Annotated in this window: 26 protein-coding genes; 10 read left to right on the top strand and 16 right to left on the bottom strand. The window is 65.0% G+C overall.

Annotated features, from left to right (window positions below; all coding sequences use genetic code 11):
• The first annotated feature begins 72 nt into the window (after positions 1-72).
• Together HUT07_RS06970 and HUT07_RS06965 are read left to right on the top strand one after the other, a co-directional pair.
• Positions 73-1,503, top strand: a complete 1,431-nt coding sequence (locus tag HUT07_RS06970) for a serine hydrolase domain-containing protein (protein ID WP_176020312.1) — start codon at positions 73-75, stop codon at positions 1,501-1,503.
• Positions 1,504-1,697: 194 nt separating this feature from the next.
• Positions 1,698-3,809 (top strand): TonB-dependent receptor, encoded by a 2,112-nt coding sequence (locus tag HUT07_RS06965; RefSeq protein WP_176020311.1) that lies wholly within the window; start codon positions 1,698-1,700, stop codon positions 3,807-3,809.
• Between the two features lie 46 nt (positions 3,810-3,855).
• On the opposite strand, the gene HUT07_RS06960 is transcribed toward HUT07_RS06965, so the two are convergent.
• The 3 genes from HUT07_RS06960 to HUT07_RS06950 are packed head-to-tail and all read right to left on the bottom strand — an operon-like array spanning position 3,856 to position 5,543.
• Entirely contained in the window at positions 3,856-4,371 is a 516-nt protein-coding gene (locus HUT07_RS06960) for a hypothetical protein (RefSeq protein WP_176020310.1), read from the bottom strand.
• A gap of 48 nt (positions 4,372-4,419) precedes the next feature.
• Complete coding sequence (locus HUT07_RS06955) at positions 4,420-5,169, bottom strand: hypothetical protein (protein WP_176020309.1); 750 nt, start codon at positions 5,167-5,169, stop codon at positions 4,420-4,422.
• Positions 5,166-5,543 carry a VOC family protein gene (locus HUT07_RS06950; protein WP_176020308.1) on the bottom strand — a complete coding sequence of 126 codons (378 nt, stop codon included), beginning with the start codon at positions 5,541-5,543 and terminating at the stop codon, positions 5,166-5,168. Before HUT07_RS06950 ends, HUT07_RS06955 begins: the two co-directional genes overlap by 4 nt.
• On the opposite strand from HUT07_RS06950, the gene HUT07_RS06945 reads away from it, so the two are divergent.
• A complete protein-coding gene (locus HUT07_RS06945) occupies positions 5,542-6,018 on the top strand; it encodes a hypothetical protein (RefSeq protein WP_254898811.1) in 477 nt (158 codons plus the stop codon). The two genes, HUT07_RS06950 and HUT07_RS06945, sit on opposite strands and share 2 nt — an antisense overlap.
• A 12-nt stretch (positions 6,019-6,030) precedes the next feature.
• On the opposite strand, the gene HUT07_RS06940 is transcribed toward HUT07_RS06945, so the two are convergent.
• Positions 6,031-6,606 carry a TetR/AcrR family transcriptional regulator gene (locus HUT07_RS06940; protein WP_176020307.1) on the bottom strand — a complete coding sequence of 192 codons (576 nt, stop codon included), beginning with the start codon at positions 6,604-6,606 and terminating at the stop codon, positions 6,031-6,033.
• 69 nt (positions 6,607-6,675) lie between these two features.
• Here HUT07_RS06940 and HUT07_RS06935 point away from each other — a divergent pair, with 69 nt between their 5' ends.
• On the top strand, positions 6,676-7,221 hold the full coding sequence (locus HUT07_RS06935) for a thioesterase family protein (protein ID WP_176020306.1): 546 nt from the start codon (positions 6,676-6,678) through the stop codon (positions 7,219-7,221).
• A gap of 15 nt (positions 7,222-7,236) precedes the next feature.
• Here the strand turns inward: HUT07_RS06935 and HUT07_RS06930 are convergent, their stop codons facing one another.
• Both HUT07_RS06930 and HUT07_RS06925 read right to left on the bottom strand, forming a co-directional pair.
• Positions 7,237-7,959 (bottom strand): hypothetical protein, encoded by a 723-nt coding sequence (locus tag HUT07_RS06930; RefSeq protein ID WP_176020305.1) that lies wholly within the window; start codon positions 7,957-7,959, stop codon positions 7,237-7,239.
• Between the two features lie 81 nt (positions 7,960-8,040).
• Positions 8,041-9,165, bottom strand: coding sequence for an agmatine deiminase family protein (locus HUT07_RS06925; RefSeq protein WP_176020304.1), 1,125 nt, complete (start codon positions 9,163-9,165; stop codon positions 8,041-8,043).
• 144 nt (positions 9,166-9,309) lie between these two features.
• Between HUT07_RS06925 and HUT07_RS06920 the strand changes: the two genes are divergently transcribed.
• A complete protein-coding gene (locus HUT07_RS06920; RefSeq protein ID WP_176020303.1) occupies positions 9,310-10,170 on the top strand; it encodes a LysR family transcriptional regulator in 861 nt (286 codons plus the stop codon).
• A gap of 73 nt (positions 10,171-10,243) precedes the next feature.
• Here HUT07_RS06920 and HUT07_RS06915 read toward each other — a convergent pair whose 3' ends face one another.
• The 4 genes from HUT07_RS06915 to HUT07_RS06900 are packed head-to-tail and all read right to left on the bottom strand — an operon-like array spanning position 10,244 to position 14,409.
• Positions 10,244-11,035, bottom strand: coding sequence for an SGNH/GDSL hydrolase family protein (locus tag HUT07_RS06915; protein ID WP_176020302.1), 792 nt, complete (start codon positions 11,033-11,035; stop codon positions 10,244-10,246).
• 10 nt (positions 11,036-11,045) lie between these two features.
• Entirely contained in the window at positions 11,046-12,617 is a 1,572-nt protein-coding gene (locus tag HUT07_RS06910; protein WP_176020301.1) for an FAD-binding protein, read from the bottom strand.
• Positions 12,617-13,396 (bottom strand): hypothetical protein, encoded by a 780-nt coding sequence (locus HUT07_RS06905; protein WP_176020300.1) that lies wholly within the window; start codon positions 13,394-13,396, stop codon positions 12,617-12,619. Before HUT07_RS06905 ends, HUT07_RS06910 begins: the two co-directional genes overlap by 1 nt.
• Positions 13,397-13,449: 53 nt before the next feature.
• A complete protein-coding gene (locus HUT07_RS06900; RefSeq protein WP_176020299.1) occupies positions 13,450-14,409 on the bottom strand; it encodes a DUF2268 domain-containing putative Zn-dependent protease in 960 nt (319 codons plus the stop codon).
• Positions 14,410-14,549: 140 nt separating this feature from the next.
• Between HUT07_RS06900 and HUT07_RS06895 the strand changes: the two genes are divergently transcribed.
• Positions 14,550-15,533, top strand: a complete 984-nt coding sequence (locus tag HUT07_RS06895; protein WP_176020298.1) for a hypothetical protein — start codon at positions 14,550-14,552, stop codon at positions 15,531-15,533.
• 13 nt (positions 15,534-15,546) lie between these two features.
• On the opposite strand, the gene HUT07_RS06890 is transcribed toward HUT07_RS06895, so the two are convergent.
• From HUT07_RS06890 to HUT07_RS06880, 3 genes are all read right to left on the bottom strand, one after another.
• Entirely contained in the window at positions 15,547-15,870 is a 324-nt protein-coding gene (locus HUT07_RS06890; RefSeq protein ID WP_176020297.1) for a hypothetical protein, read from the bottom strand.
• Positions 15,871-16,025: 155 nt separating this feature from the next.
• On the bottom strand, positions 16,026-18,488 hold the full coding sequence (locus HUT07_RS06885; protein WP_176020296.1) for a prolyl oligopeptidase family serine peptidase: 2,463 nt from the start codon (positions 18,486-18,488) through the stop codon (positions 16,026-16,028).
• Positions 18,489-18,643: 155 nt separating this feature from the next.
• Entirely contained in the window at positions 18,644-18,979 is a 336-nt protein-coding gene (locus HUT07_RS06880) for a hypothetical protein (protein WP_089236083.1), read from the bottom strand.
• A gap of 727 nt (positions 18,980-19,706) precedes the next feature.
• Here HUT07_RS06880 and HUT07_RS06875 point away from each other — a divergent pair.
• From HUT07_RS06875 to HUT07_RS06860, 4 genes are all read left to right on the top strand, one after another.
• Positions 19,707-20,213: a hypothetical protein gene (locus tag HUT07_RS06875; RefSeq protein WP_254898810.1), complete on the top strand. Its 507-nt coding sequence runs from the start codon at positions 19,707-19,709 to the stop codon at positions 20,211-20,213.
• Between the two features lie 13 nt (positions 20,214-20,226).
• Positions 20,227-21,630 carry an XVIPCD domain-containing protein gene (locus HUT07_RS06870; protein ID WP_176020295.1) on the top strand — a complete coding sequence of 468 codons (1,404 nt, stop codon included), beginning with the start codon at positions 20,227-20,229 and terminating at the stop codon, positions 21,628-21,630.
• Positions 21,631-21,694: 64 nt separating this feature from the next.
• Positions 21,695-22,471 carry a HipA family kinase gene (locus HUT07_RS06865; protein ID WP_176020294.1) on the top strand — a complete coding sequence of 259 codons (777 nt, stop codon included), beginning with the start codon at positions 21,695-21,697 and terminating at the stop codon, positions 22,469-22,471.
• Complete coding sequence (locus HUT07_RS06860; RefSeq protein ID WP_176020293.1) at positions 22,449-22,841, top strand: DUF3037 domain-containing protein; 393 nt, start codon at positions 22,449-22,451, stop codon at positions 22,839-22,841. The genes HUT07_RS06865 and HUT07_RS06860 overlap by 23 nt, the downstream gene beginning before the upstream one ends.
• A 4-nt stretch (positions 22,842-22,845) precedes the next feature.
• Here the strand turns inward: HUT07_RS06860 and HUT07_RS06855 are convergent, their stop codons facing one another.
• From HUT07_RS06855 to HUT07_RS06845, 3 genes are all read right to left on the bottom strand, one after another.
• A complete protein-coding gene (locus HUT07_RS06855) occupies positions 22,846-23,232 on the bottom strand; it encodes an energy transducer TonB (protein WP_176020292.1) in 387 nt (128 codons plus the stop codon).
• A 47-nt stretch (positions 23,233-23,279) separates the two neighbouring features.
• Entirely contained in the window at positions 23,280-23,741 is a 462-nt protein-coding gene (locus tag HUT07_RS06850; RefSeq protein ID WP_254898809.1) for a DUF4952 domain-containing protein, read from the bottom strand.
• Between the two features lie 130 nt (positions 23,742-23,871).
• A complete protein-coding gene (locus HUT07_RS06845; RefSeq protein ID WP_176020291.1) occupies positions 23,872-24,780 on the bottom strand; it encodes a LysR substrate-binding domain-containing protein in 909 nt (302 codons plus the stop codon).
• Positions 24,781-24,891 lie beyond the last annotated feature (111 nt).

Raw genomic sequence — 24,891 nt, 5'->3', positions numbered from 1 at the left:
ACCCCACCGATGGCCCTTGACCGGCCACGGTGGGATTTCCATAGTGCGGCCTCACCCTCGGGTTGATGTGCCATGAACCGACTGCTTCGCCACACCGTCGCCCTGCTCTGCCTGCTGCCGGGCGCCGCGTTCGCCGCCCCATCCGACGTGGCCAGCCGGTTGGACGCGCAGCTGCAGACCAACCGTGATCGGTACGGCATCGCGGGGCAGGCGGTGCTGGTCGCGCACAACGGCCAGGTGCTGTACCAGGGCGCCAGCGGCGAGCGTGACCCGGCCACCCACGCGCCGGCCACCGTCGATTCCGTTTTCACTGCGCAGTCGATGGCCAAACTGCTGACCAGCACGCTGGTGATGCAGCTGGTGGATCAAGGCAAGGTGGATCTGGATGCGCCGGCCAGCCGCTATGTGCCGGATCTGCCGGCCGTCTGGCAGGTGATCGCCGTGCGCGACTTTCTCAATCACAGTTCGGGCATCGGCGAGTACTACGATCGGGCGGACAATCGTCTGCTCAGCAAGGGCTACACCGGTGTGGCTCCGGATCTTGCTGCTGCGCTGAAGGTGGCCGCTGCCGCGCCGATGCAGTTCGCCACCGGCAGCCGCGTGCAGTACACCCAGGCCAACTACCTGGTGCTGACCGCATTGCTGGAAGCGCATTACCGCAAGCCCTACCCCGCCATCGCGCGCGAACGCATCCTGCAGCCTTTGAAGATGACCCGCACTTCCTGGGGCGTGGCGAGCGTGCCAGGCCAACACGCGGCGGTGCCGTACATCGGCAAGGACGGCACATTGCAGCCCGCCAACGAAGATCCGTGGCCGAACTACGGCTGGGGCCATGCCGACCTGCAGACCACCGTGGGTGACATGAATCGTTTCCTGCAGGCCCTGGCGACCGGCAAATTGTTACGCACGGCAACGCTGGAAACACTGTGGCAACCGCAGAAGCTGAGCAGTGGTGGCAGCAATTTCTTCTCCACCGGCTGGGACACCACCCGCAGCGACGGCTACACCCAGGTCGGTCACGATGGCGGCACCCGCGTGCGTGCACGACTGGCCTACAAGGGCACGCTGGCCAATGGCTACTGGGTGTTCGTGTACCTGACCAACGGCAGTGCCCGCAATGTCTGGTCGAGCACACTGGTGGAAAGCACGATGGCGGTGGCTGCACCGAACGAGTTCCCCCATGCAGTGCTGGCCGAGCGGCTGATCGCTTATGCGCTGGATGATGATGCAGGCGCTGCACCAGCCCTGCGCAGGTGGTTGCGCGACAGCAGCGGCATGGCAGCCAACGAACTGGAACGCGCGATCAATACCGATGGCTATGCCATCCGCGAGAGCCTTGGTGCACGCAGGGCGTTGAAGGTGTTCGCCCTCAACACCGAGCTGTATCCGGATTCGGCCAATGTGTGGGACAGCCTGGCCGAGTGTCATGCCGTGCTGGGTGAGAAGGAAACCGCTGAGCGGCTGTATGCGAAGTCGAAGGCGCTGGCGAAGCCTTCGCCGTAGACCCTGCTGTAGCGCCGAGCCCATGCACGGCTGCTCTTCGTTGCGATGGCAGAAAGCCCGCGCTGCGCGCGATAGCCGAGCATAGGCTCGGCTCTACATGGATGCTGCGGGCGGCCCATACGCGGCCGATGGGTGACGTGACGCCCTCGACCTGTTAACTTGCGCGCCACTTTTGTGGTTTACAGCATTCCCGTATGTCGCTCTCGTCGTACCGCCCCACCCCCTCGCTGCTGTTCCTGGCCGTTTCCCTCGGCCTCTCCTCCACCGCCGCTGCGGCCCCGCAGGCCACCACGCTGGATGCCGTACGGGTCACCGCTGCCGCCGATGCCAGCGCACAGGCGCGCGAAGCGCTGAAGCGCGTGCCGGGCGCCAGCAACGTCATCGATGTGGCCAAGGCTGACAGCCGCCTGTCCAGCAGTGCCGATGTGCTGGCCTACCAGCCCGGCATCAGCGCGCAGTCGCCAGGCAACGAGGGCACCAAGATCTCGATCCGCGGCTCCGGCATCAACCGTGGCCCGGGCGCGCATGCTTCCGGCATCGCGGTATCGGTCGACGGCCTGCCGCTGACCGGTCCAGGCGGCACGCCTTACGAACTGCTGGAACCGCTGTGGCTGTCGCGGGTGGAAGTGCTGCGCGGCGCCAACGGTTTCGAGCGCGGCGCGTTGGCACTTGGCGGTGCCATCGACTACATCAGCCGCAGCGGTCGCGACTCGTCTGGCGTGCAGCTGCATTACGAAGCCGGCAGCCGTGGCTACCAGAAGCGCGGCCTCAGCTGGGGCGGCGTCAGTGGCGACGTCGACTACTTCCTGGCCTATACCGATACCGAATTCGACGGCTACCAACGGCATGCCTCTGGCGATGGCAAGGGCGCGATGGCCAACATCGGCTGGCAGATCACCCCGGATCTGCAGACCCGCTTCTTCGTGCGCTACCGCGAAACCAACCACGAAACGCCCGGGCGCCTGACCCGCGAACAGATCCGCAACGATCCGCGCGCGGCGAACCCTGCCAACCTCGCCATCGATGCGCGCCGCCCGCAGCCCGGCAGCACCTGGGTGGGCAACGTCACCACCCTGCAGATCGATGAGAATTCCTCGCTGCAGGCCGGGCTGGTCTATCACAAGTACCCGATGGACTTGAACGAAAGCCTGTACCGCCAACAGCTGGACTACGCCAACCTCAACGCCACGCTGGACTACCGCCGCCGCCATGCGCTGTTCGGTTTGGACAGCGAGACCACCATCGGCCTGCGCGTCACCCACGACCTGGATGCCGATGTGCGGGAGTCGCTGCGCTTTGCCAACAACGGCTATGCCGCCGGTACCCGTACCCGCGATTTCCGCCATCACGGTACCGACAGCACGCTGCATATCGGCAACAACCTGGCGCTGAATGATCGGCTGCGCGTGCAGACCGGGCTGGCGCTGATCAACACCCGCCGCGATGTGCAGGTGACCTGGCCGAGCAGTGGTGGCCGCCTGCGCGACCACGACTGGGACTACGCGCCGCGGCTGGGCTTCACCTGGCAGCAGACGCCGCAGATGCAGTGGTTCGGCAACCTCAGCCGCTCGGTTGAGGCGCCGCATCCGTGGTCGATGATCTGGGGCTCGAACCAGTACTTCGGGCCTGGCAATGGCCCGTCCACCGGCCGCCAGCGCGCGCCGGTTCCGATGCAGAACCAGACCGCCACGACGCTGGAACTGGGTGCGCGGGGCGACGCCGCGCTGGGCCGTTGGGAACTGACTGGCTACTACGCGCACGTGAAGCACGAACTGCTGAGCGTGGAGCTGCAGCCGGTGCCGAACCTGTTCATCGCCGAGAACAACGCCAGTCCCACCGTGCACCGTGGCATCGAGGCGGGTCTGGACAGCACCGTGTGGCAGGCCGCGCCGGGCCGCTTGTCGCTGCGCCAGGCCTATACCTTCAGCGACTTCCGCTATCGCCATGACGCGCGCTTCGGCCGCAATCGCTTGCCTGGCCTACCGCGCCATGCCTACCAGGCCGAGCTGCGCTTCGACCACGCCTCGGGCGCGTATGCCGCACTGAACACCGAGTACGCCTCGCGCATCGCGGTGGACTATGCCAACAGCTACTGGTCCGACAGCCACGTCATCTTCGGCAGTCGCATCGGTTACGACGCACCGGGCGGCCGCTGGCAACTGTGGGCGGAGATGCGCAACATCGGTGACCGCCACTACGCCGCCACCGTCACCCCCGGTTACAACGATGCCGGCAAGGACGTGGCACGCTCCACGCCCGGCGAAGGCCGCGGCGTGTATGCGGGCGTGCGCTGGCGCTTCGACTGATTCCAGCAGGCGGCGCCGGACATGATCCGGCGCCGCTGATCCCAGGTCAGCCGATACGCCACGCTGGCAGTCGTTCGCTGCGCTTCCAGATGGCTGGCGCAAAAGCGATCAGCACCATTGCCGCCAGCCACTTCGGCGACGTGCTGAGCAGTGTGGAGGTCAACGCTGAATCCAGCGGAGCGGCGTCCTCCTGCCAAGGGTTGTAGCCGAGGTAGATGATGCTGCCTGCCCACCACAGCAGCGCCACCCCCAGTCCCACCAGCAGCAGCGCCATGGTGCGACAGGTCCAGCGCTGCGACGTCGTGCCCCACTCGCGGGAAATGGCCACCAGCAGCGCAACCACCAGCAAAGACACCAGCGCCACCAGGCCGATGTCCATCTTGTGCCCAATGCGTTCATAGGCGCAGGCGCGGCACTGGGCTTCTTCTGCGGCCGCCTCCGCTGTGGGCGGGTTCGATGTAGGCCCGGACTGAGCCATCACCGCGAAGGGCATCAACAGGGCAAACATCGCCACCATCAACCAACGAACGAACTTCCTGTTACCGCGTGCAGCGACATCCATGCGCTTCTCCTTGCGTGTGATTGAAACTCAACGTCGGGGCCGTTCCTGCTACAACGCCTTGAACACCTGCATCAGACTGATCGCACCGGGCGCCAGCTCCTGCGCAAGCCAGCCCAGCCCGGCGAAAAACACCAGCAGGCCCAGCAGCGGCCAGATCGTATGGGACAAACACAGCCGCCACCAGCCCTGCGCCTGCATGCCCTGCATACGCTTGTACAGACCACCGGCGATGGCCGCATCCACCAACAGTTCGGCCATCAGTACCGGCGCCGACCAGACCACCCAGACACTGGCCAAGAGCACCGTAGCCACCAGCGCAACGATGCCGAGAACGGCCAGCAGCGGCAGGCCTGCCTCGCCGTCGGCTACGTCCAACAACGACGTGCTGTCGGCACTCGTGCTGGAGGACGCTGCAGCGTCGCCCCAGGAGGCGGACGCGCCGCCCCCGCCGGAGTGCCCACCGCTGCCGCTCCACGGCGATCCCTGGCTGCCATTGCCATCAGGCCCGGAACCCAGTCCGTCGGCCACGGCATCCCAGCGCCAACGGATCCAGATCCACATCAGCAGCAGGAACACGCCATAGGCCAGCAGAACGGCCAGGGGATAGCGCAGCAGCATCGCGTCGATGCCCGCCAGCCGCAGCAGGTGCGATGCAAGGAATCCGGCGGCTCCAGTCAACGCAACGATCAAGGCCATCTGCAGCCGCGGCCAGCCACGATGCTGCAGCTGTCGGCGTGCACGCATCGCTTCGGTGCTGCGGCTGCTCGGCAGGGAAACGGGCGGGCGTCGGTTGCTCATATCGCCGCCTTGGTCACTGCCTCGATGCGATGGCCATCAGGATCGATCACGAAGGCGGCGTAGTAATGGTCGCCGTAATCCGGGCGCATGCCCGCAGTTCCATTGTCCTGGCCTCCGGTTGCCAGGGCCGCACGATGGAAGTCATCAACGGCTGCACGCGTGGTTGCCGCCAGCGCCAGATGAAAGCCAGGTCCCGGCGCAGCCGCATCGTCGCGCAGCTTCAGGCAGAGCAGGTCTTCATCATCGACCAAGCCATAGCCGATTGCGGTGTCGTCTTCGAAGACGCGGCGATAGCCAAGGGCTGCGAGCACCGCATCGTAGAAGCAGCCGGCAGCGTCCAGATCGCGGACACCCAGCGAGAGGTGATGCAGCATGCAGACATCCTTGCCAAGCACGCGCGGGCTGCGCTGGCAGGATTCTACCCTGCCGTGGCGGCGCGTCTACAGTCCTCATCCAATCGCATTCCCGCAGGCCCCAAGGCAACCGCAGCATGGTGTAGATCCTATATTCTGGGCAGCCACGGAATGGATCGGCCCCAGCATGCAAGCGTCCCAGTTCACCCGCCCTGTCGCCAGCGTGATGTTCCTGCCGATGATCGGCCTGGCGGGCTGGGGATCGTGGTTCGGCACCTATTGTTTCAGTGACGGCTGCCTGGGCGTATTTGCGCTGTGGCTTGCCGCACTGGCGGCCTTCGTTCTGCAGGCCCTGCTGATCTTGCCCCTGCACGCCTGGGCACTGAAAAGGCAAGGTGGCGACGCAGCCCGCCGTTATGCGCGCTGGCTGGGTGCATCGATGATCGCCGTGCTGTTACCGATGTTTGCAGGTTGGGCCTACATGCTCTTCAAGTAGACCGTGCAACCCTCAGCGGTGTGATGCAGCCCGCAGCAGCTGCTCTGCCACCTGGTCGAACGGGGCGATGTCCTGCCGTGCGCGACTCATCGCCACCGCCCCTTCCACGCTGGCGATCACCAGACTGGCCAAGCCTGCCGCATCGGCATGCGCGCGTCCTTCGGCAACGAACGCTTCGGTCAGGTGGCCCTGCCAGCGCGCGAATACCTCGGCGGCGGCTGCGCGCGGTTGGCTGGGCGCAGCTTCCACCGGCTCTTCAACCGCCGCCGCCAGCACCGGGCAGCCGGCGCGAAAACCGCTGCGCAGCAGGCGCTCGCGCCATAGCGCCAGGAACTGCTGCAATCCCTGCACCGCGCCTTCCTTCAGCAGCTCGATCAGCAGGGTCTCCACCTTGTCGCCAGCCATCGTGGTGGCCCGTGCCAGCAGTTCCTGCTTGCCGCCCGGGAAGTGGTGGTACGTGGAGCCCAGTGGCGCTTCAGCCAGCTTGGTCACTTCGCGGATGCTGGTGGCATTGAGGCCCACCCGCGCGAGCATCTGCGCCGCGGCATCGATCACACGCTGGGGGGCATCGGACGAGCGCGGGCTCATGGCAGGCTCCTTGCTAAGACAGTCGTCATAGACTAGCGTATTGACCGTTCTATAACAGTCGTCATAGTCATGAATCTCTGGTTCCGCCTGCTCCACCTGCTGCTGTGCAGCCTGTTCCGACCGAAGCTCGACGCGCCATTCGCGGTCTCGCGCCTGTCATTCCGGGTGCTGCCCAATGACCTGGACAGCAACCTGCACATGACCAACGGCCGCTACTGGAACATCTTCGACCTGGGCCGGCTGGACCTGATCCTGCGCATGGGCCTGGGCAAAGTGGCGCTGCGCGAGAAGTGGGCGCCGATCGTTGGCGCCGGCACCATCCAGTTCCGCCGTGAGCTGAAGCCGTTCCAGCGCTTCACCCTGGAAACGCGGCTGGTCGGCTGGGTCGGCTCACGCGGCATCATGGAGCAGCGCGTGCTGATCGGTCCGGAGCAGAAAACCGCCACGCGCGCGCTGCTGATCACCGGCATCTACGACCGCCGCGCACGTCAGTTCGTCGGCATGCCGCAGATGATGGAATCGATCGGCGTGGTTGCCCCGCCCTCGCCGGCCCTGAGTGCAGCAGCCGAGGCACTGCTGGCGGCCGATCTGGCGTTGAAACAGGACCATGATTGAGCCCTGCCGCGAATTTCAGGGTGCAGACGCCTCCATCATCGCGGGGGGCGCGACAAGGGTAATCTGCGTGCGGCCACCCACATGCAGCACATACTCGAAGGTCTGCCGCATCTGGCTGTACGCGCCACCTTCAGGCGCGCCGTAGTTGGCGCCGACGCTCACGGTGTGCCGACCCGGCGTCAGTGGCTTGAGCATCAGCCAGTAGCCATCGGCCGCCGCCAATCGCGAATCGTCGTCGTCCGGATCCATGCGGAAACAACCATCGCTCTTCACCCGGTGCAGGCGCATGTCACCCAGCGGCTGCCCGTCCAGCAGCACCACCGCACTGACCAGATAGTCGTTGTTGATCGCCGCACCGGCCTGCAACTCCTCGCAGGTTACGTCTTCCCCGGTCTGGTAACTGGCCATGTTGATGATGGGCAGCAACAGGTGTCTGCCCTCGGGCACCACGCACTGCCTGCGCGGCTGGAAGCGGCCATTGGTCCCTGCCAGGTTCCAGACCGGTCCCTCCTGTCCCAGTTCGCAGAGGCGACCGTCCGGATCCATGTAGGGTGCCACCCTCTGCGCATTGGCCCAGCGCCACCAACGGGCGGTCCATTCGCTCAGCGAAACGCCATCCACCGCTTCCCGCGTGACCGCTGACGTTGCAGGCGAATCAATGGCGCTCGCCTGACCTGCAAGCATCAGTACCGTGGCCACGCTGGCCACGCGCAGCCTGCTGCCGATTCCCTTCCGCATTCCCTGCCTCGTCGTCCCTGGCGGCCACCGTGCGCGGCCGGCTCGGCAGACACTGTATCGCAGCCTCGCCGCGCCGACGCATTACACCCGCGGCATGTTCTTGGTCACGCAATGGATGCCGCCGCCGCCACCGGCAATCGCATCGATATCCACCTGCTCGATGGTGCGGCCGGGATACAGGTCTTCCAGCAGTTCACGACAGTAACCATCGGCCTTCGCGTCACCAAACTGCGGTGCGATCACCGCACCGTTGATCGGCAGGTAATTGATGTAGCCCCGGGCAAGATCGTCATTGTCGCGGGTGTGCACATTGTCGCGCCCGCCCAGCGGCGGCGGCAGCGTGCGCACCTGCAGCCTGCGACCGTCGGCATCGGTGGCCTCGCGCAGGATCTGCAGATGCTCGCGGGTCAGATCGTAATCGTACGATTCCGGATCATTGTCCAGGTTGGCGATCACCACGCCGGGGCGCACGAAGCGTGCGTAGAAATCCACATGCGCATCGGTGATGTCTTCGCCAGCGATGCCGGGCAACCAGACCACCTTGCGCAGGCCCAGGTGGTGCTTCAACTCCGCTTCGATATCCGCGCGTGACCAGCCCGGATTGCGGTTGCGGTTTACCCAGCAGCTTTCGGTCAGGATCGCGGTGCCGTGGCCATCGACTTCGATGCCACCGCCCTCGCCCACCAGATCGCTTTCCAGCAGCGTCGCGCCGGTCATCTGCGCCAGCCATGGTGCTACTGCACCGTCGTTGCGCGCGCTCTGCTTGCCGCCCCAGCCATTGAAGTTGAAGTCGACCAAGCCGAGCCCGCCGTTGTCGTTGGTGACGAAACAGCCGCCGTAGTCGCGCACCCAGATATCGTCCAGCGGCACGTCGAGGAATTCGATGTTGTCACTGCCGCAGCGCTCCTGCGCCTGCCGGCGCTGTGCAGGACGGCACAGCACGCTGACCGGCTGATGGCGGGCGATGGTGCGCGCCAGACGGGCGACAGCATTGTTCACTGCATCGGCCTGCGCGCCCCATACCCGCGGCTGTGCGGCGAAGGCCAGGAACACGCGCTCCTGCGGACCGTGCTCATCGGGCATCTGCCACCCGGCCGGTGCAGCGGCACGGGCGCGGGCGGGTAGTCCGGTCAGACCCAGCGCGGCCAAGCCGCCCAGGCCGGCGGTTGCGGCGAGTTGGGTGATGAAATGACGACGGGTAGGCATGACAGGCTCCAGAGGCGGACCGTGAAGTCCAGCTGATCGGTTCAGGCGCACCGGCTGATGCGCGACAAGCCCATGCTGCACTTGCAGATTGACAAGAACAAACGATAGATTCAGCGGAAAAATGATCAGCCAGGCTTATCAATTATGCTCAAGCATTGGCCCCCACTGAACGCCCTGCGCGGCTTCGAGGCTGCCGCTCGGCTCGGCAGCTTCCATCGTGCCGCCGAAGAACTGCACCTCAGTCAGTCTGCCATCAGCCAGCAGATCCGCGGGCTGGAAGACTCCCTGGAACAGCCGTTGTTCTTCCGCCAGGGCCGCAGCGTAACCCTGACCGATGCAGGCATCGACCTGCTGGAAACCACGCAGTCGCTGCTGCGGCAGCTGGCCAGTGGCATCCGCCGGCTCGACCAGTACCGCAAGCCGAATCAACTGATCGTCAACACCAGCCCCGCCTTCGCGCGCCACTGGCTGGTACCGCGGCTGGGCGACTTCCGCCGCCAGCATCCGCAGGCCGACCTGTGGCTGTTGACCAGCGAAGAGGCACCGGACATGACCGCACAGACGCTGGACATCAGCGTTCGCGATGATCTGCAGGCACAGGCGCATTGCGAGCATCGCGTGCTGCTGCAGGACCGCCTGTATCCGGCCTGCCACCCCGGTGTGCTGGCGCTACCTGTTGCCGAGCGCAGCACCCTGCACGGCGAGCGCGAGATGGACTGGAGCCAGTGGCAGGTGCAGGGCGGCGCCGACGTCGGCCAGCAGCGCGAAGGCCTGAATTTCTCCGAGCCAGGACAACTGCTGGATGCCGCGTGCCAGGGCCTGGGCATCGCACTGGTCAGCGAACTATTGGCCGCACCCGCGCGCGCGCAGGGCCTGCTGCAGCCGCTGGACGAGGCCTATGTACGAGGACCGCGCTGGAGTTGGTTGCTGCATGAGGACAGCGCCCGCGATCCGCTGGTGATGCGGTTCTGTGAGTGGCTGCTGGTCGAGCTTCCGATCGGGTAGTGCCGGCCGCTGGCCGGCAACCTCCATGTGCATGCCGAACAGGTTACCGGCCAGCGGCCGGCACGAGCCAGGCTCAGCGCTTGGGCACGTTCGCCTGCGCGCGCTTGATCGCGGCCTCGGCCAGCGGTGCCATCAGCGCATAGCCCCTCGCCGTCGGGTGCACGCCATCGGTTGCCAACTGCGCATCCAGCCCACCGGCACGGTTGGCCATCGCCGCGTAATAGTCCAGATAGACCAGACCCCGTGCATCGGCTTCGCGCTTCAGCGCGGCATTCAATGCACGCACCTTGGGCGCAGGTGCGATGCCCGGCATCCACGGGTACTCGCTGACCGGCAACACCGACGCCAGCACCACCGCAATGCCATGCGCTTTCGCCAGGTCCAGCATGGCCTGCAGGTTGTCCTCGATCATCGCCTGCGTCGCCGGGCCGGTATTGCCGGCGATGTCATTGGTGCCGGCCAGTATCACTACCACGTTCGGGCGCAGCGCCAGCACATCCTGCGAAAAGCGCACCAGCATCTGTGCGGTGGTCTGCCCGCTGATGCCACGATTGATGTAGCCCTTGCCTGGGAAGAAGGTACTGCTGCCGTCCGCGCCCCAGCCTTCGGTGATCGAATCGCCGAAAAACACCACGCGTGGGTGGCCGCCCCGTGGCGCTGGCAGTGCGGTGTTGGCGGCGCGGTACTTCTGCAGTTGCGCGAAATCAGCGACGGTTCGCTGCAGATAGCTCACCTCATCCCTGCTGAGTTGATCGACAGGTGTCACCAGCAACCTCGACACAGCAGCACCTTGATCTGCACGAACACCGCCGCTGGCGACAAGCAGGCCAAGCAGAAACCCCAGATACTTCCCAATTCCCATCATGAATTCTCCTTCAGAGTAGCGGCGGACGGATCGGAAGCGGAACACGTCCAAGTCCGGCACGTCCCGTATCGCGTCCTGTCAGGCCAACTCTATGCGGGAACGCATCGAGCGTATCCGTTTTCAATCCGCCTCTGATGATGATCAGGTCGAATTTCTCGTTGCCCGAGGTAAGCTGCAGCGTCCCGCCGCGTTGCATCATGGCATGTCCGGCGACGCTGAAATTCTTCACAGGTCCACGCCTGAAAAGCAGACCAGGTGCGCTACCTGCCGCGGTGTTCTTCAACACCATGTACAGAAGGATCACCAGAAAACGGTTCAGCGCGTATGCCTTGCTGAAATATCCTGAGTGGGTGATCAACACCACTTCCTTGACATCGGATCGAAGCATCCCCAGCACGGCCGAGGCAACAGCTGCGCCCACTGCGGCTGACGCCAGCAACTTCTTTGCGACCTTGGCAAAGCGAAGGTCCAAGCGCTTGAAGAGCCGGGGCGAGGCACTCCATGTGGCTGCCACCGTCGCATGCATGTCGAATGTTGCCAGCTCACGCAGCGCCTGGCTTATCTCGACGGACGCGGCTACCGCCGGGTTGGCAATGATCTTGTTCCAAGCGTGAAGCGGATGATCGGCCTTCAACAGGCACCGCAAGGCATCCTGCAAAGCGCCGTCACCAGAACCCAGAATCGCAACCCGCGGGGAGTGCGTGAACCCCAGCGAAGGCTGCAGAATCTTGTCGCACTCCCAGAATCCGGCATTCGAGTAGGCGACTGGGCAATCCTTTCCATCCGCGTACTGGTTCTTCTCTTTCGCATAGCCCATGGCGTAGACCACGAAGCGGAAGCGGTGCGCCTCCGTCCTCCCTCCAGACGTCACGCACAGAGCGGGAAGCGAGCGAAATTTCAGCGGTAGGCCGTGCACGCTCACCCGACTGCTGGTCATCTCCTGCAGGCGCCTTTTGGACCACGATTCAAGCTTTGCATCCCGCACGAAGCACGACTCGCCGCGGACGTAGGATTGCGCGCCCCAGTTCAACGCACGCTGGGTCCAGTTCGTCACTTCCGTGTTGTAGGCAGCATTGATTGCACTGCCAACCTGCGCTGCCTGCAAGGGCGCGACCATGTCCAGCTGCAGTGCTACTTTCGAAACGCCGAATGCGGTCGAGCGGAGCGGATAACGGTGGTTTTCATGGTTGCTGTGCGGCCATTCGTACATGGCCGCACTGACGTACCTGGCAGCAGGGGAACGCAGCACACCCCCCACTCCCGCCCGGGCATCGGTATCCATGAGGACGAAGCGCAGACCCAGCCGCTCCGCTTCCAGCGCCGCAGCCAGACCCGCCGCACCGGCGCCGCAGATCAGCAGATCGAATGACGGGCGTGGATCAGACCTGTCCGCATCAGCACCCACTGCACCGAGCTGTTTAAGCTGCTGGATAAGCATCTGTGCTCGCACGATCTGGTCACGGATGCTGATGTTGGAGAACCGATAGCTCAAGTCGAACTGCCGCGGCGCGATCTTCAGCGAAAGCAAGGTCAGCACATCCAGCGCATCATCAGGTTCAGAAGCAGAGATGACCGTGCTCATCACAGATCCCCCAGGATGTTGGACAACAGCAGTGGATCGGCTGAAAACAGAATCGGGTGGTCAAGCACTTCCATCACGCCGCCCCGACCCGACGCCGGTTCACCGCGATCGTCGGGGCCTCGCGGACCTTCGCCGTCTCCACCGCGTCCGCCGCCGGAACCTCCGTGGCGACCTCGACCGTCGTCTGTGTCGGCACGCGGAGGATCGTACTCGTGATGCTCCCAAGCGCCCACATCTTCGTCAGAGTCATCGCGCCAGTAGGCGTCCCGCGCCGCAGCACCATCGAGCGGTACAACACGTCCCTCTTCATCAGCGACAAGGTCCAACACAGCGGACAGCGCGGGATGGCGGATCCATGACCGCAAGACACGGTGGGATTCGATCCCAAGGCGAATGGCCAGTTCACGCAGCTGTTGGCGCAACACGTGGCGTCGACCGCTGAAGAGCTCTGTCACACCTTCGGTACCGACATGGACAAGAATCAATCGTGTGCGGTCCGGCGGAGAATCACGCACGTGCTCTTGGCGAATCCACCCGCCAACCTCGCGTATCGACAGGTCATCCCCATCCAGCATCACACGGATACTGCAGCGCACTGGAGCTTCCGACTGTCCGCGCAAGTCCTGCAGGAAGCCAGCTGGATCCACGCCATACAACCTTGAAACATAGACCCGGGCCAGCGCGCGCATGTGCCCCTGGGAGAACCGCCCCCTCGCCGAGTCAAGCAGGCGCAGGAGGTCATCCACGAATGGATTTTCATTCGGATCAAATTGGTGCATGGGCAGTATCCTTCCACGTTCCTGCGATCATGGTTTCTTTCCTATGGAACAGATCATCGGGCAGCCCTCGCCGCCACGCCCGTCACCTTGGCCGGCATCCACATGCCCGGCGTCCAGCCGCTGGCCTCCAGGATCGTCTTCGGGTTGTCCTGCTGGATCAGCGCCCGCACCGCATCGCGCTTGTTGTCGGCCTGCAGGTAATACGCCTTGGCGATGCGATAGCCCACCCAGTAGCCCAGGTCGTAGGGTTCCTTCGAACCCGGCGTGTAGTTGTACAGCCAGGGCTTAAGATCGGTGTTATCCATATCCAGCGCGAACGCGCTTTCGATATGCACTTCCCTGCCCCGCGTCCATCCAGCGTGCCGACCATTGCCGACGTCGCCGGAAATCAGCTCGGCGATGAACTCGGCGATACCTTCGCCCAGCGACTCACGCAACACCGTCGCCTGTGGGTCGCCCGGTTCGTACTCGCTCACGCCGGTCTGCTGGATATGCACGTACTCATGCGCGATGACGTGTACGAAGCGATCCTGCGCGTTCGCGCTCATGAAATCTGCCGCGCACAGCGCTTCCAGGCCGATCACCACCCCGTCGGGATACGTCATGCCAACCGGCTTGCCGCGCCCCACCACGATCGCCACCGGCGGAAACTTCGCCTGCGGGTAGATTGCCTGCAGGTTGGCAAACACCTGCACCAGTCGCTGCCGGACTGCGGGCAGTTCCGCCAGGCAGGTCCGTCCATTGGCATACACCGCAGGTTCGCGCGCCATCGCTTCGGCCATGCGCTCGGCGGTCACCCGGCGCAGCTTCGCAAACTGCGCCAGGCTCGGCGTGCCCTGTGCCAGATACTGCTCCAGCTGGGCCACGCTGGGTTTGCCGCCAGCCGACTCATACAACGCGTAGAAGCGGGTGGCATCGGTAATCAGTATTTCTGGTCCCGACACCGCCGCCTGGGACGTCGCGATCGACCCGCCGAGGGCCAGGGCAAGCAGGCAACGCAACAACACGAACATGGCCCCGTCCTTGGTGGAGTGCACGCGAAGCGCGCAATCTATCACTGTGGCAGCGCATGCGCTGCCGTATCGTGCAACCCCCTCCTCTCCTGTGCCAGACTCCCGGCGACCGGCGGCCATGGAAGCAAGGGGAAGACAGGATGATGATCGTGCCAGCGTACTGGGCCGAAGCCCGCCTGCAGGACAGGTACCGGGGCCGGCCGGTGGTGGTTCGCCGATTCGGCTGGTCCGACGACGGCCCCGAGGCGGCACAGGCCCATGCCGATGCGCGTGCACGCGAAGCGCTCGATGCCATCCTCAGCGGCCAGACCGTGCCGCGTCGCGAGCGACGGACCAACTACGGTGTCGACGGCATCCCGATCCGCGAGCAGATCGTGCAACGCAGCGATGATGTCATCGTCACCCGCAACAGCTACGGCGCGCTGTGCCTGAATACCCCCGATGTGCTGTTTGCCGATATCGACCACGTACCCACCCCGTCAGGCTGTGCCTTGCCGCTGCTCGGTGCAGTGGGGCTGCTGGCGGCCGGTGCACTGATCGGTGGGGCCTTGGGCAACTTCAACATCGGCCTGGGGGCCGGCGGTATCGCCATGGTCCTGGTCAACGCGATCATGTCGCAGCGGCGCAAGCGCCGGCTCGCCCGCTCCGGTGGCGCCGAAGGCATTGCGCTGCAGGGCGTGCAGGCGTTCGTCGCGCGTCACCCCGACTGGCATCTGCGTGCCTACCGCACCCCAGCCGGGCTGCGCGTGCTGGCAATGCACGCCACATTCGAACCACAGGATGCGCAGGTGCATGCCTTCTTCAAGGCGTTGGGTACCGACGCGTTGTATGCACGCATGTGCACACTGCAGCATTGCTTCCGTGCGCGGCTGACACCCAAACCGTGGCGGCTTGGCATCATCGCCCGCATCCGTCCGCCGGTGGCGGCCTGGTCGGCCGAGCAGGCCAGCAACCCCGACCGCCTGGCGTGGATTGCCGAATACGAAAGGGAAAGTGCCGGTTTCGCCGCATGCGCCTATGTCCGCAGTTTTGGCGACGAGCGTCGTGTGGATGCCAAGGCCGAACGCGTACGCGACCTGCATGATCGGATGTCGCGTGCGCTGGAGAACCTCCCGCTGGGATAAGCGCGCGTCGCGCTCAGCGACCGCCCTGCACGAAGGGCTGACCCGCCAGCGTGGTTCCCACCTGCATAGCGACCTGCTGCCCATCCTTGGCGAAGGTACTGCTGCAGTTGCTGCCGCCCTTCTGGCAGCCGACTTCCGGGAAGCCCTCCAGTGCTTCGGGCGCGTCGCGTGGCGGGCTCGCCTGCCATCCTGCGGCATCAAGCAGCCGCTTGGCCTTGGTATAGGGCATGCCGGGGGTGATGCCCAGCGCAGCCAGCTCACCGGGCAGCGGCTGGCCCAATGCAGCGACCGGGACAACGGACATCGACAGCGATACGGCGAGGATGAAGGCCTTCATGGAGCGAACCCGTAGCGGACATCAGATTCGCAGCGTACCGCAGCTTTGTGGCCGGTTCGCGCCTGCATCACAGATGGTTACGCAACACGCACAGGGGGATACCTGGACAGGGCGCCAGAATCAAAAAGGCCGCCCCGAAGGGCGGCCTTTCCGGATCACTTCGCGTTCTTCACGTAAGTATCGAACCAGTTGAGCATTTCATGGACCAGCTGTTCGTTCGACTCCAGCGCGGTGTACCAGTGCGGCTCGTTCGGCAGCATCACCAGGCGGGTGGTGCCGCCATTGCCACGGATCGCCTGGTACAGCTTGCGCGACTGGAACGGCTCGGTGCCCGGGTTGGCATCGTCCTCGCCGTGGACCAGCAGCAGCGGCAGCTTGATCTTGTCGGCGTAGAAGAACGGCGAGGCCTTCAGGTACACATCCTGCGCCTGCCACACCGAGCGGCGTTCGTTCTGGAAACCGAACGGGGTGAACGTCTTGTTGTACGAGCCACTGGTTGCCACGCCGGCCTTGAACAGATTCGTGTGGGCGATCAGGTTGGCGGTCATCAGGCCGCCATGGCTGTGGCCGGTCACGCCGATGCGATTGCGGTCGACCACGCCCAGTTCCACCGCCTTGTCCACCGCCGCCTTGGCGTCGGCTTCCAGCTGTTCCAGATAGGTGTCGTAGGCGTTCTTCGGGTCACCCACGATCGGGAACGAGGCGTTGTCGATGATCGCGTAACCGGCCAGCAGCATCAGGCGGTACGGCTGCAGACGGGTGAAGGTCTGCTGCGAACCGGATACCTGGCCGGCCTGTGCGGCGTTGGCGAAGTCGGCCGGGTACGCGTACAGGATCGCCGGCACGCGCTGACCTTCCTTGTAGCCCGGCGGCGTGTACAGGGTGAACGACAGGTCCACGCCATCGGCGCGCTTGTAGGTCACCAGGCGTTTCTGGATCTTCCGCACCTCCGGGGTGGGGTCGGCCAGCGTGGTCAACGCGGTCGCGGTGGACGCGAACTGCGCCTCACCGGTCTTCGCATCGGCCACCGCCTCACCCTGCTGGCGGATGAAGGCATTCGGCGGATCGATCACCGACTGGTGCCACGTCAGGTAGCGGCCCGGCGCGTTGCTGAAGCCGAGGAACTGCTCGTAGGCGTCGGCACTGCTGCGGAACAGGCGCTCGCTCTTCAACGAGCCCAGGTCCAGGCGATCCAGGAACGGACGGTCGCCCTGTGGCGATGCGCCACGGCCGCTGAGGAACACGAAGTTGCCTTCCTGGCGCACGACCTGTGCACCATTGGGAAGACGCTTGTAAACCAGGTTGCCCGGGTTGCCGTACAGCTCGTCACTGGACATGTCCCACAGCAGACGGCCTTCCTTCTTGGGCTGGTCCACATCGACGATGCGGGTCTGCATCCAGTGACGGTTCTCGTCGTTCTCGTACTGGAACGCCACAGCCGGGTCAGCGGTCCACGCGAAACCTTCGAAGCGCTGCGCGGTGCGGGTGATCTCGACCGGCTTGCCAGTGAACGGTGCCTTCAGCGTCAGCACGCGGTCGCGGTGCGGCACGCTGACCTTCCAGTCGCCCTTGTCCAGCGCTTCGGCATAGATCAGGGTGGCCGGGTCGGTGGCGCGCCAGTCGAAGCCACGCGGACCTTCCGGTACGCCGTGCACCGGCACGCGGTCGGCCAGCGGCAGGCTGGCAATCGGCGTGCTGCGGCCATTGCTGGCGTCCAGCACCGCCACGTCATTGGCGAAGCGCTGGTAGGTCACCGCATGCGAGTACGGCGCCTTGATCGTTTCGGTCAGCACGTGCACGCCATCGGGGGCGGCACTGACTTCGTTGAACAGTGCCGGCTGCCCGACCGGGCGCACGCTGCCGGCGGCGGTATCGACCACGGCCAGTTGCGAGGCGCCGTAGTAGGCAAACAGCGTTTCGTCATGCACGCTGGTCAGCGTGTCGCGGGCTTCATAAGTGCTGCTCTCGCCGCTGCTGCCCAGCGATTCCTGCGCATCCGGACCGGTCGGCACACCACCGTTGGACGGCGCCGGACCCTGGTTGGCGGGGACCATCTTCACCAGCAGGCGCTGGCTGCCGCCCAGCCACTGCACGGTGTAGCCGAAGATCGGGTTCAGCTGCACATTCGGCACCTGCTTCACCTGGCCGGTGGCGGCGTCACCCACCCACAGCTGCACGCTGGTATCGACCGCGTTCTGGAAGGCGAAATGGCTGCCGTCGGCCGACCACAGCGCGCCGGTGGCGCAGCCCTGCGGCAGGTTGACCTTGGTGCTCTTGCCGCTGACGATCTCGACCAGGGTGAAGTCGGCCACGCAGGCCGGAATACCGTACCCGCCAGGGGTGTCGTGGCGGCTGCGGTTCTTCGGCTCCAGGCGCACACCGGCCAGCTTCAGGTACGGCTGCGCCACGCGGGTGATGGACGGATAGGTCTGCGCGGTGGTCAGCAGCAGGCGCTGGCCGCTGGGATCGATGTTCGGTGCTGGCGGCGGCGGGGCCTTGAGCACCTTCAGCAGGTGCTCGGGCGGCTTGGCATAGTCGGCAAGCGCCGGGCCGGCGGCCAGCAGGCCGAGCGTGGCAACGGCAACGGCCGCCGCCAGAGAGGTACGACGGATGAGCATCCTTATCCCCTGGGAGTGAGTTGGATACCCGCACTGCGGGCATGGGCCGAATCTAGCACCCCCTGCCCATCGGCAAATGGGCCGGAAGGACTAGTCGCCCCATCCTGCAAAGCTATGGCCACACCTGGCCTGCCCCCACCCCGGATGCCCCTCGCCTACTGCCGTGCGTGCAGTTCCCAGGTGGACAGATAATCGGGATCGATCACCGTCACGCCACTGGACCGCAACTGGTACTCACCCGGCGCGGCCGGCAGGTACTGGTCCAGCATCGGCGGCAGGTAGCGCTCATGCCCGTCATCACCATCGGCCAGCACCAGTCCCTCTTCGGCGCTGACCCGCAGCACGGTGCCAGCAAACTGTTCCAGCCCCTGCACCTGGCCATCGCCACCAAAACGGGTGACGCCCACCAGTACCAGCTTGCCAATCATCTGCTCGGCCTTGGCATCATCCAGATCCAGGGGCGGCAGGGCTCCTCTCGATTCGTTGCTCATCGTGCACCTCGGAAGCCTGCGTGGACATCGTGGACGAGATGCGCGCCCAGTGCTGCGAACGAAACAGCATCGTGGGGCGACTCGCATGCATGTAGCGGCTCTGCGCACGGCGGGATGCAGAGCCGACCATCGGTGCTCAACTCACGGAAGAATTCTGTCTGAGGCTGCATGAACCGCAGCAGCGGTTTCAGCAAATTCGTAAACACCCGCACCCGCTGCCTGTGCCACAGGCCGGTCCCTGATGCGGTGGGTATACGCGTGAACAGGACTGTGCATCGCGGGCCTCCTTGCCGGGGGAGTGGCCTCGCAGGGCCACGTTCAACGCTGCGCAATGTGCCGGAAACTGGTTGCGGAGTGCCGGTCGCGGGAAAGCGGCAGGGACACCCGCTACGCAAGGCCACGCCTGCGCTTGATCGTCTACACGGTTGGATGCTGCCACCGCTGACGGAATGGCGAAGTGAAGAAAATTCCGTGGCTTCCGGGCCCGGCCACTCCGCTTGCAGCAACTACCTGAGCCGAATGCATCCTGCCCCGATTCCAGCAATCGTCAATTGCATTTAACCTGTGATTCACCTGACCCACTCTAGGGTCAGCGCTCAACATGCAGGGAACGCTTATGTTTGGGTACGCATTCACACGGCCGTGGGCAATCGCCCTATGTTCGGCCTCGCTCTGCGCCTGCACACATGCGACTGATCGTTCGTCGACTTCTCAAGGACCCGTTACCATGGCATCGACCGCCTCCGACGCCGCAACGCCGTCTGCGCTCACCGCAGACCAACTCCTGTTGCGTCTGCTGGATCTGATCAAGGACACCACCTCCACCCGTGAACTGACCCTTGAACGGGTATCGCACGCCATGCAGGCACCTGCGCAGAGTTTCGGCCCGGGTCATTTCGGCTACGGCGGCACACTGACGCCGGAATGGAGCTACGGCCTCGAAATCAGGAAGGCTGGCGCCGCCGATGCGCGCCTGGATCTCAATTTCATCGATACCACCGCCGAGCGCAAAGCCAACGCAACGGCGATCTGCCAGGTCGACTTCGATCAGTTCGCCTCGGGCCTGCAGGCAGCGGGCTTCAAGCGCGAAACAACGCGCGGCGAGCACGGCCGCGTCATCCATGACCGTTTCGATCGCCCGAACCTGATCATCAAGGTCGACACGATGGCCGAGAATCCGACCCCGTCTGGCGAGCCGGCGCATGCCTGCGTCCGCCTTGTCACCGTGCAGTAAGGAGCACCGCACCATGCCTACGCTTTCAGCGGATACGGAACGCCTGCTGACCGAATTTGCAGGAAAACCCGATGTAACGACCGATCAGGTCGACAACCTTCGCAGGGCCATTGCCAATTCTCCGGCGCTGGCAACCCAGGTCGACGCGGCCATCGCCGCCGGTCATCTGCAGCGCTTTGAGCTGCTGCCTGCCGACAGCAGCGTGGGCGGCGAGTACGACGGCGGCGCAAAGACGATCAGCCTGCCAGCATCCAGTCTGTCCACCCCAACAGCCCCGGATAGGCACGACGCTGCAGAGCTGACCTTCGTGCTGGGCCATGAGCTGCAGCATGGGTTCAATGATGCAGCGACCGAACTTGCCTATAAGCAGTTTGATGCCGATATTGCAGACATTGCCGCACGCGACTCGACCCACGACTACACCCAGGCCATCGGCACCCTGCTCGCAGCCAACCGGCGCGATGAGGCATCGGCGAACATCGAGGGCTGGAACGCATTGGTAGGCATGGTCAAGACCGCCAACCCGGACGCCACGCTGCAGGATGTCTACGGAGCAAGTACCCGTGCCAAGGAATTCGTGCGCGTGCAGCCTGGCCCACCGATGACCTATACCGCGCATCCGGACCTCACACTCAATGAAGACCTGAGCATGACCGCCACTGCCGCCAACATCGAGGGCATGGGCAAGCACTACTACGACGAAGGCGTGTCGTCGCGGCTGGGTCCCAACGGCAATTCGGATTACCAGAACTACTACGCCACCGATGCCATCGGCCGCGCCTGCGAGGAAGAAGCCAAGAACCCCGCACCTGATGGCATCAGCCGGATGTCGGTGAACATGGCGCAGCTGGGCCTGCAGGAAAGCCTGCTGGAACAGAACGGCCTCTCTCTGGGTAAAGGCGCGCCACCACGGCAGCCCTACTTCGACACCAGCACCTCGCCGTCCACGCTGCACTATTTCGATCACACCGTGGGCACCTACGCCCACGTGCCGATCACGGCGCAGACAGCACCGCTGGCGGGCGGCAACGACCGCGCCCTGCACGATCAGATCCGCGGCAAGGTGGCAGAGTTGGATGCCGCCAACGGCCGCAGCTTTGACGCCTCCAGTGAACGCCTGAGCGCGAGCCTGCTGGTGCTGGCCCGCGAGAACGGCCTGGACCGCGTGGATCATGTGGTGCTCAGCCGACAGTCGGGGGATATCGCCGCGGCGCAGAATGTGTTCGTGGTGAAGGGCGCGCTGGATGATCCTGCGTCGCTGCGCGCATCGGCAGCCACCGCTGAAGCCGTACAGCGGCCGGTGCAGGAAAGCCTGGACAGCCTCGCTATCGTCAACCAGCGCCAGGCCGACCACGCCTCGCAAGAGCAGACGCGCCAGCAGGTGCAGGAACAGCAGCGCAGCGCGCTGTCGCACTGAGGTCAAGGATGGCGCCGGGCATCGCCCGGCGCACCCCACCCATGGGCCACGCTAGAATGCGCCCATGCGTACTGTCCATGCCCTCCGCTACATCACCCCCTTGCGGGAAGGTGGCTCACTGCCCGCCGTGGTCGAGACCGACGACGACGGCATGGCGGTGCTCAAGTTCCGTGGTGCCGGCCAAGGGCCAAAGGCGCTGATTGCCGAACTGATCGCGGGCGAGATGGCACGCGCGGTGGGCCTGCCGATTCCGGAAATCCTGTTTGTGGAGCTGGACAGCGAGTTCGCCCGCACCGAACCCGACCCGGAGATCCAGGACCTGATCCGCGCCAGCGAGGGCCTGAACCTGGGTATGGATTACCTGCCCGGCGCGATCAACTATGACCCGGCGGCGATGCCGGTGGACGCTGACCTGGCCTCGCGCATCGTCTGGTTCGATGCGTTCACCAGCAACGTCGACCGCACCACGCGCAATCCGAACCTGATGGTCTGGCACCGCAAGCTGTATCTGATCGACCACGGCGCGGCGATGTACTTCCATCACGACTGGGCCAATGCCGGCGATGCCTGCGAAAAACCCTTCGTGCTGATTCGTGACCACGTGCTGCTGTCGTTCGCAAGCCGCATCGCCGAAGTGGATGCCGAGCTGGCCGCGCGCCTGCCGGATGCCGAAATCGAACGCATCGTCGGCCAGGTGCCGGACAGCTGGCTGGTGGATGAGCCAGCGTTCGACAGTCCCCAGGCCTACCGGCAGGGCTACATCAACTATCTGAAGCATCGCCTGAAGGTGCGGGCGGTGTTCGTGCAGGAGGCCATCCGTGCCCACGCTGCACACGTATGACTATGCGGTCATCCGCGTGGTACCGCGGGTGGAGCGCGAGGAGTTCATCAACGTCGGCGTGATCGTGTCCTGCCCGGGGGCACGTCACCTGGAAGCGGCGATCGAGATCGATGCCGCGCGCCTGCAGGCCTTCGCGCCCGCGCTGGATATTGAAGCCCTGCAGCCGTGGCTGGATGCCATCGTGGCGATCTGCCGGGGCGATGCCAGCGCCGGCCCCATCGCGCAGCTGCCCGCGCGCGCGCGCTTCCATTTCCTGACCGCCAAGCGCAGCTCGGTGGTGCAGATGTCCAGCACGCATGTGGGCCGCACGGCGGACCCAGCGGGCGTGGTTGAACACCTGATGGCGAAGATGGTGCGGGTACCGACCTGACGCGCTACTTGCTGCTGCCGCCCCAGCGTGCGGTCATTTCGCTGCGGATCGGCGTACGCTCGGTGTTGCTGTCCGTTGCAGTGAAGCGCATCGCCTTGACCGCATTCAACGCCCAGCCGCTGAAGGCCGTCGATGGCTTGGCATCCACCACCTTCACGTCATAGGTCCGGCCGCGCTTGTTGACCGAATAGGCCACGGTCACCTCCTCTGCGAACTGCACGCGCCCGGGATCGGCATTCAGTCGTGGGCGGAAAGTGCCCTCCACCGGCTTCCAGTACGTCAGCGCTTCGGCCTGCTGCAACTGCAGCGGTTCAGCGGTGGCGGCGATGGCCATCGGACTCATCGCCAGGGTGAGCGTGATGGCAGCAACGCGGAGCAGCATCGGAGGCATGTTCGTCATTCCATGTACGCCAGTGGTCGGTGCCCAAGCGTACGCCATCACGGGCTTTTCCGGTTCACCGCAACGGTCACCGCGAAGTAGGGAATCGCACTCCACTGCCCGCGCGGATGATGCAGCGATTCCACGCCCATGCCGATCTGGTAATTGACGCTGCCCGGCCGCTGGCGCCAGAAATAGGGTGCGCCGTTGCTCCAGCCACAGCAGACATACGTTAATGGCGGCATGCCGAAGGTCTGCTGCAGGTAGGCTTCAATCCTCGCCGCCGATGCGCCGCTGACGCGATACCGCGCTTCCATCGGCTGCAGGTATGAGGCGTCGTCCTGCGTGCAGCCGATGTACTCCAGTTCGGCAGGTTTTCGCCCCATCGCTTGGAGGAAATCCTGGCAGACGGTGTCCGGCCGGGCCAGGCCTTCCGCGCGCCCGTGCAATTCCCACTCTGCGATCGCGGCGGCGGGCGTCTGTGCGTTGGCAGTGACGGCGCTGCCGATCAGCAGCAGCAATCCAACGCCGCATCCGAGGCGGACAGAACAGGACGCGGAAAGATGCAACACGGTGATGGCAGATCCTCTGCAGATGGAGCGAGACGTCATCGTAAACGACCGAGGCCTCCGCTCGCTGCGCATGCTTCAATCAACACACGCGCGCCATGCTCCGTTCGGTGAAGCGCGCCACGCAGAAGTCCAGGAAGCTGCGCAGCTTCGGCGTCACCTGGCGGTCGCGGGGATACAGCAGGTTGATCGAGGTGGATACGGGCACGAACCGAGGCAGCACCTCCACCAGTCCGCCGCTGGCCAGGGCAGCAGACATCATCTCGAACGGCTGCAGGATCAGTCCCAGCCCACCGACCGCAGCGGTCAGCAACGGCTCGGCCTGGTTGACCATGAAGCGACTGGAGACCGGCACGGTCAACACCCCGCCCTGCGGGTCATGGAAGCTCCACCGCGTACGGATCATCGAGTGGGCGAAGCCCAGGCATTCGTGCCGGCTCAGGTCCTGCGGGTGGACGATCGGCGGCCGTGCGGCCAGATAGCCGGGCGCGGCGCACAGGGCCAGCGGGTACGGCCCCAGCCGCCGCGCGACCAGGCCGCTGTCGGCAAGGTCACCGGTGCGGAACACCAGGTCGTAGCCGTCTTCAACCACGTTGACCAGGCTGTTGGACAGGTTCAGATCCACCTGCACGTCGGGATACTGCTGCATGTAGGCCACCACCGCCGGCCCCAGCGCGTGCACGCCGAAGGTGACCGGCGCACTGATCCGCAGCCGGCCCATCGGTCGACCGCGCGCGATTTCGGCCAACTGCTCGGCACTCTCCACTTCCTCCAGGATGACCCGGGCGCGGGCCAGGTACGCCTGCCCGAAGTCGGTCAGGCTCTGCTTGCGTGTGGTGCGGTTGAGCAGGCGCACGCCCAGATGCTGTTCCAGCGTCTGCACATGCTTGCCGACCAGTTGCGGCGACAGGTCCAATGCGTCGGCAGCGGCGGCGAACGAGCCCACCTCGGCCACCTTGGCGAAGCTGCGCAGGGGTACGATCAGGTCCATTGCAAACTATTGTTTTCCAATGAAACGCCAGATTACCCCTTCTATCGTTCGTCGGCCACGCGCACAGTAGCGCTCTGTTCCCCCTGCCCGGCCACCAGCCGGCGTTCCCTT

The organism is Stenotrophomonas sp. NA06056 (genome assembly GCF_013364355.1).
Classification (GTDB): Bacteria; Pseudomonadota; Gammaproteobacteria; order Xanthomonadales; family Xanthomonadaceae; genus Stenotrophomonas.
This window is presented reverse-complemented; position numbering and strand designations above follow the sequence as displayed.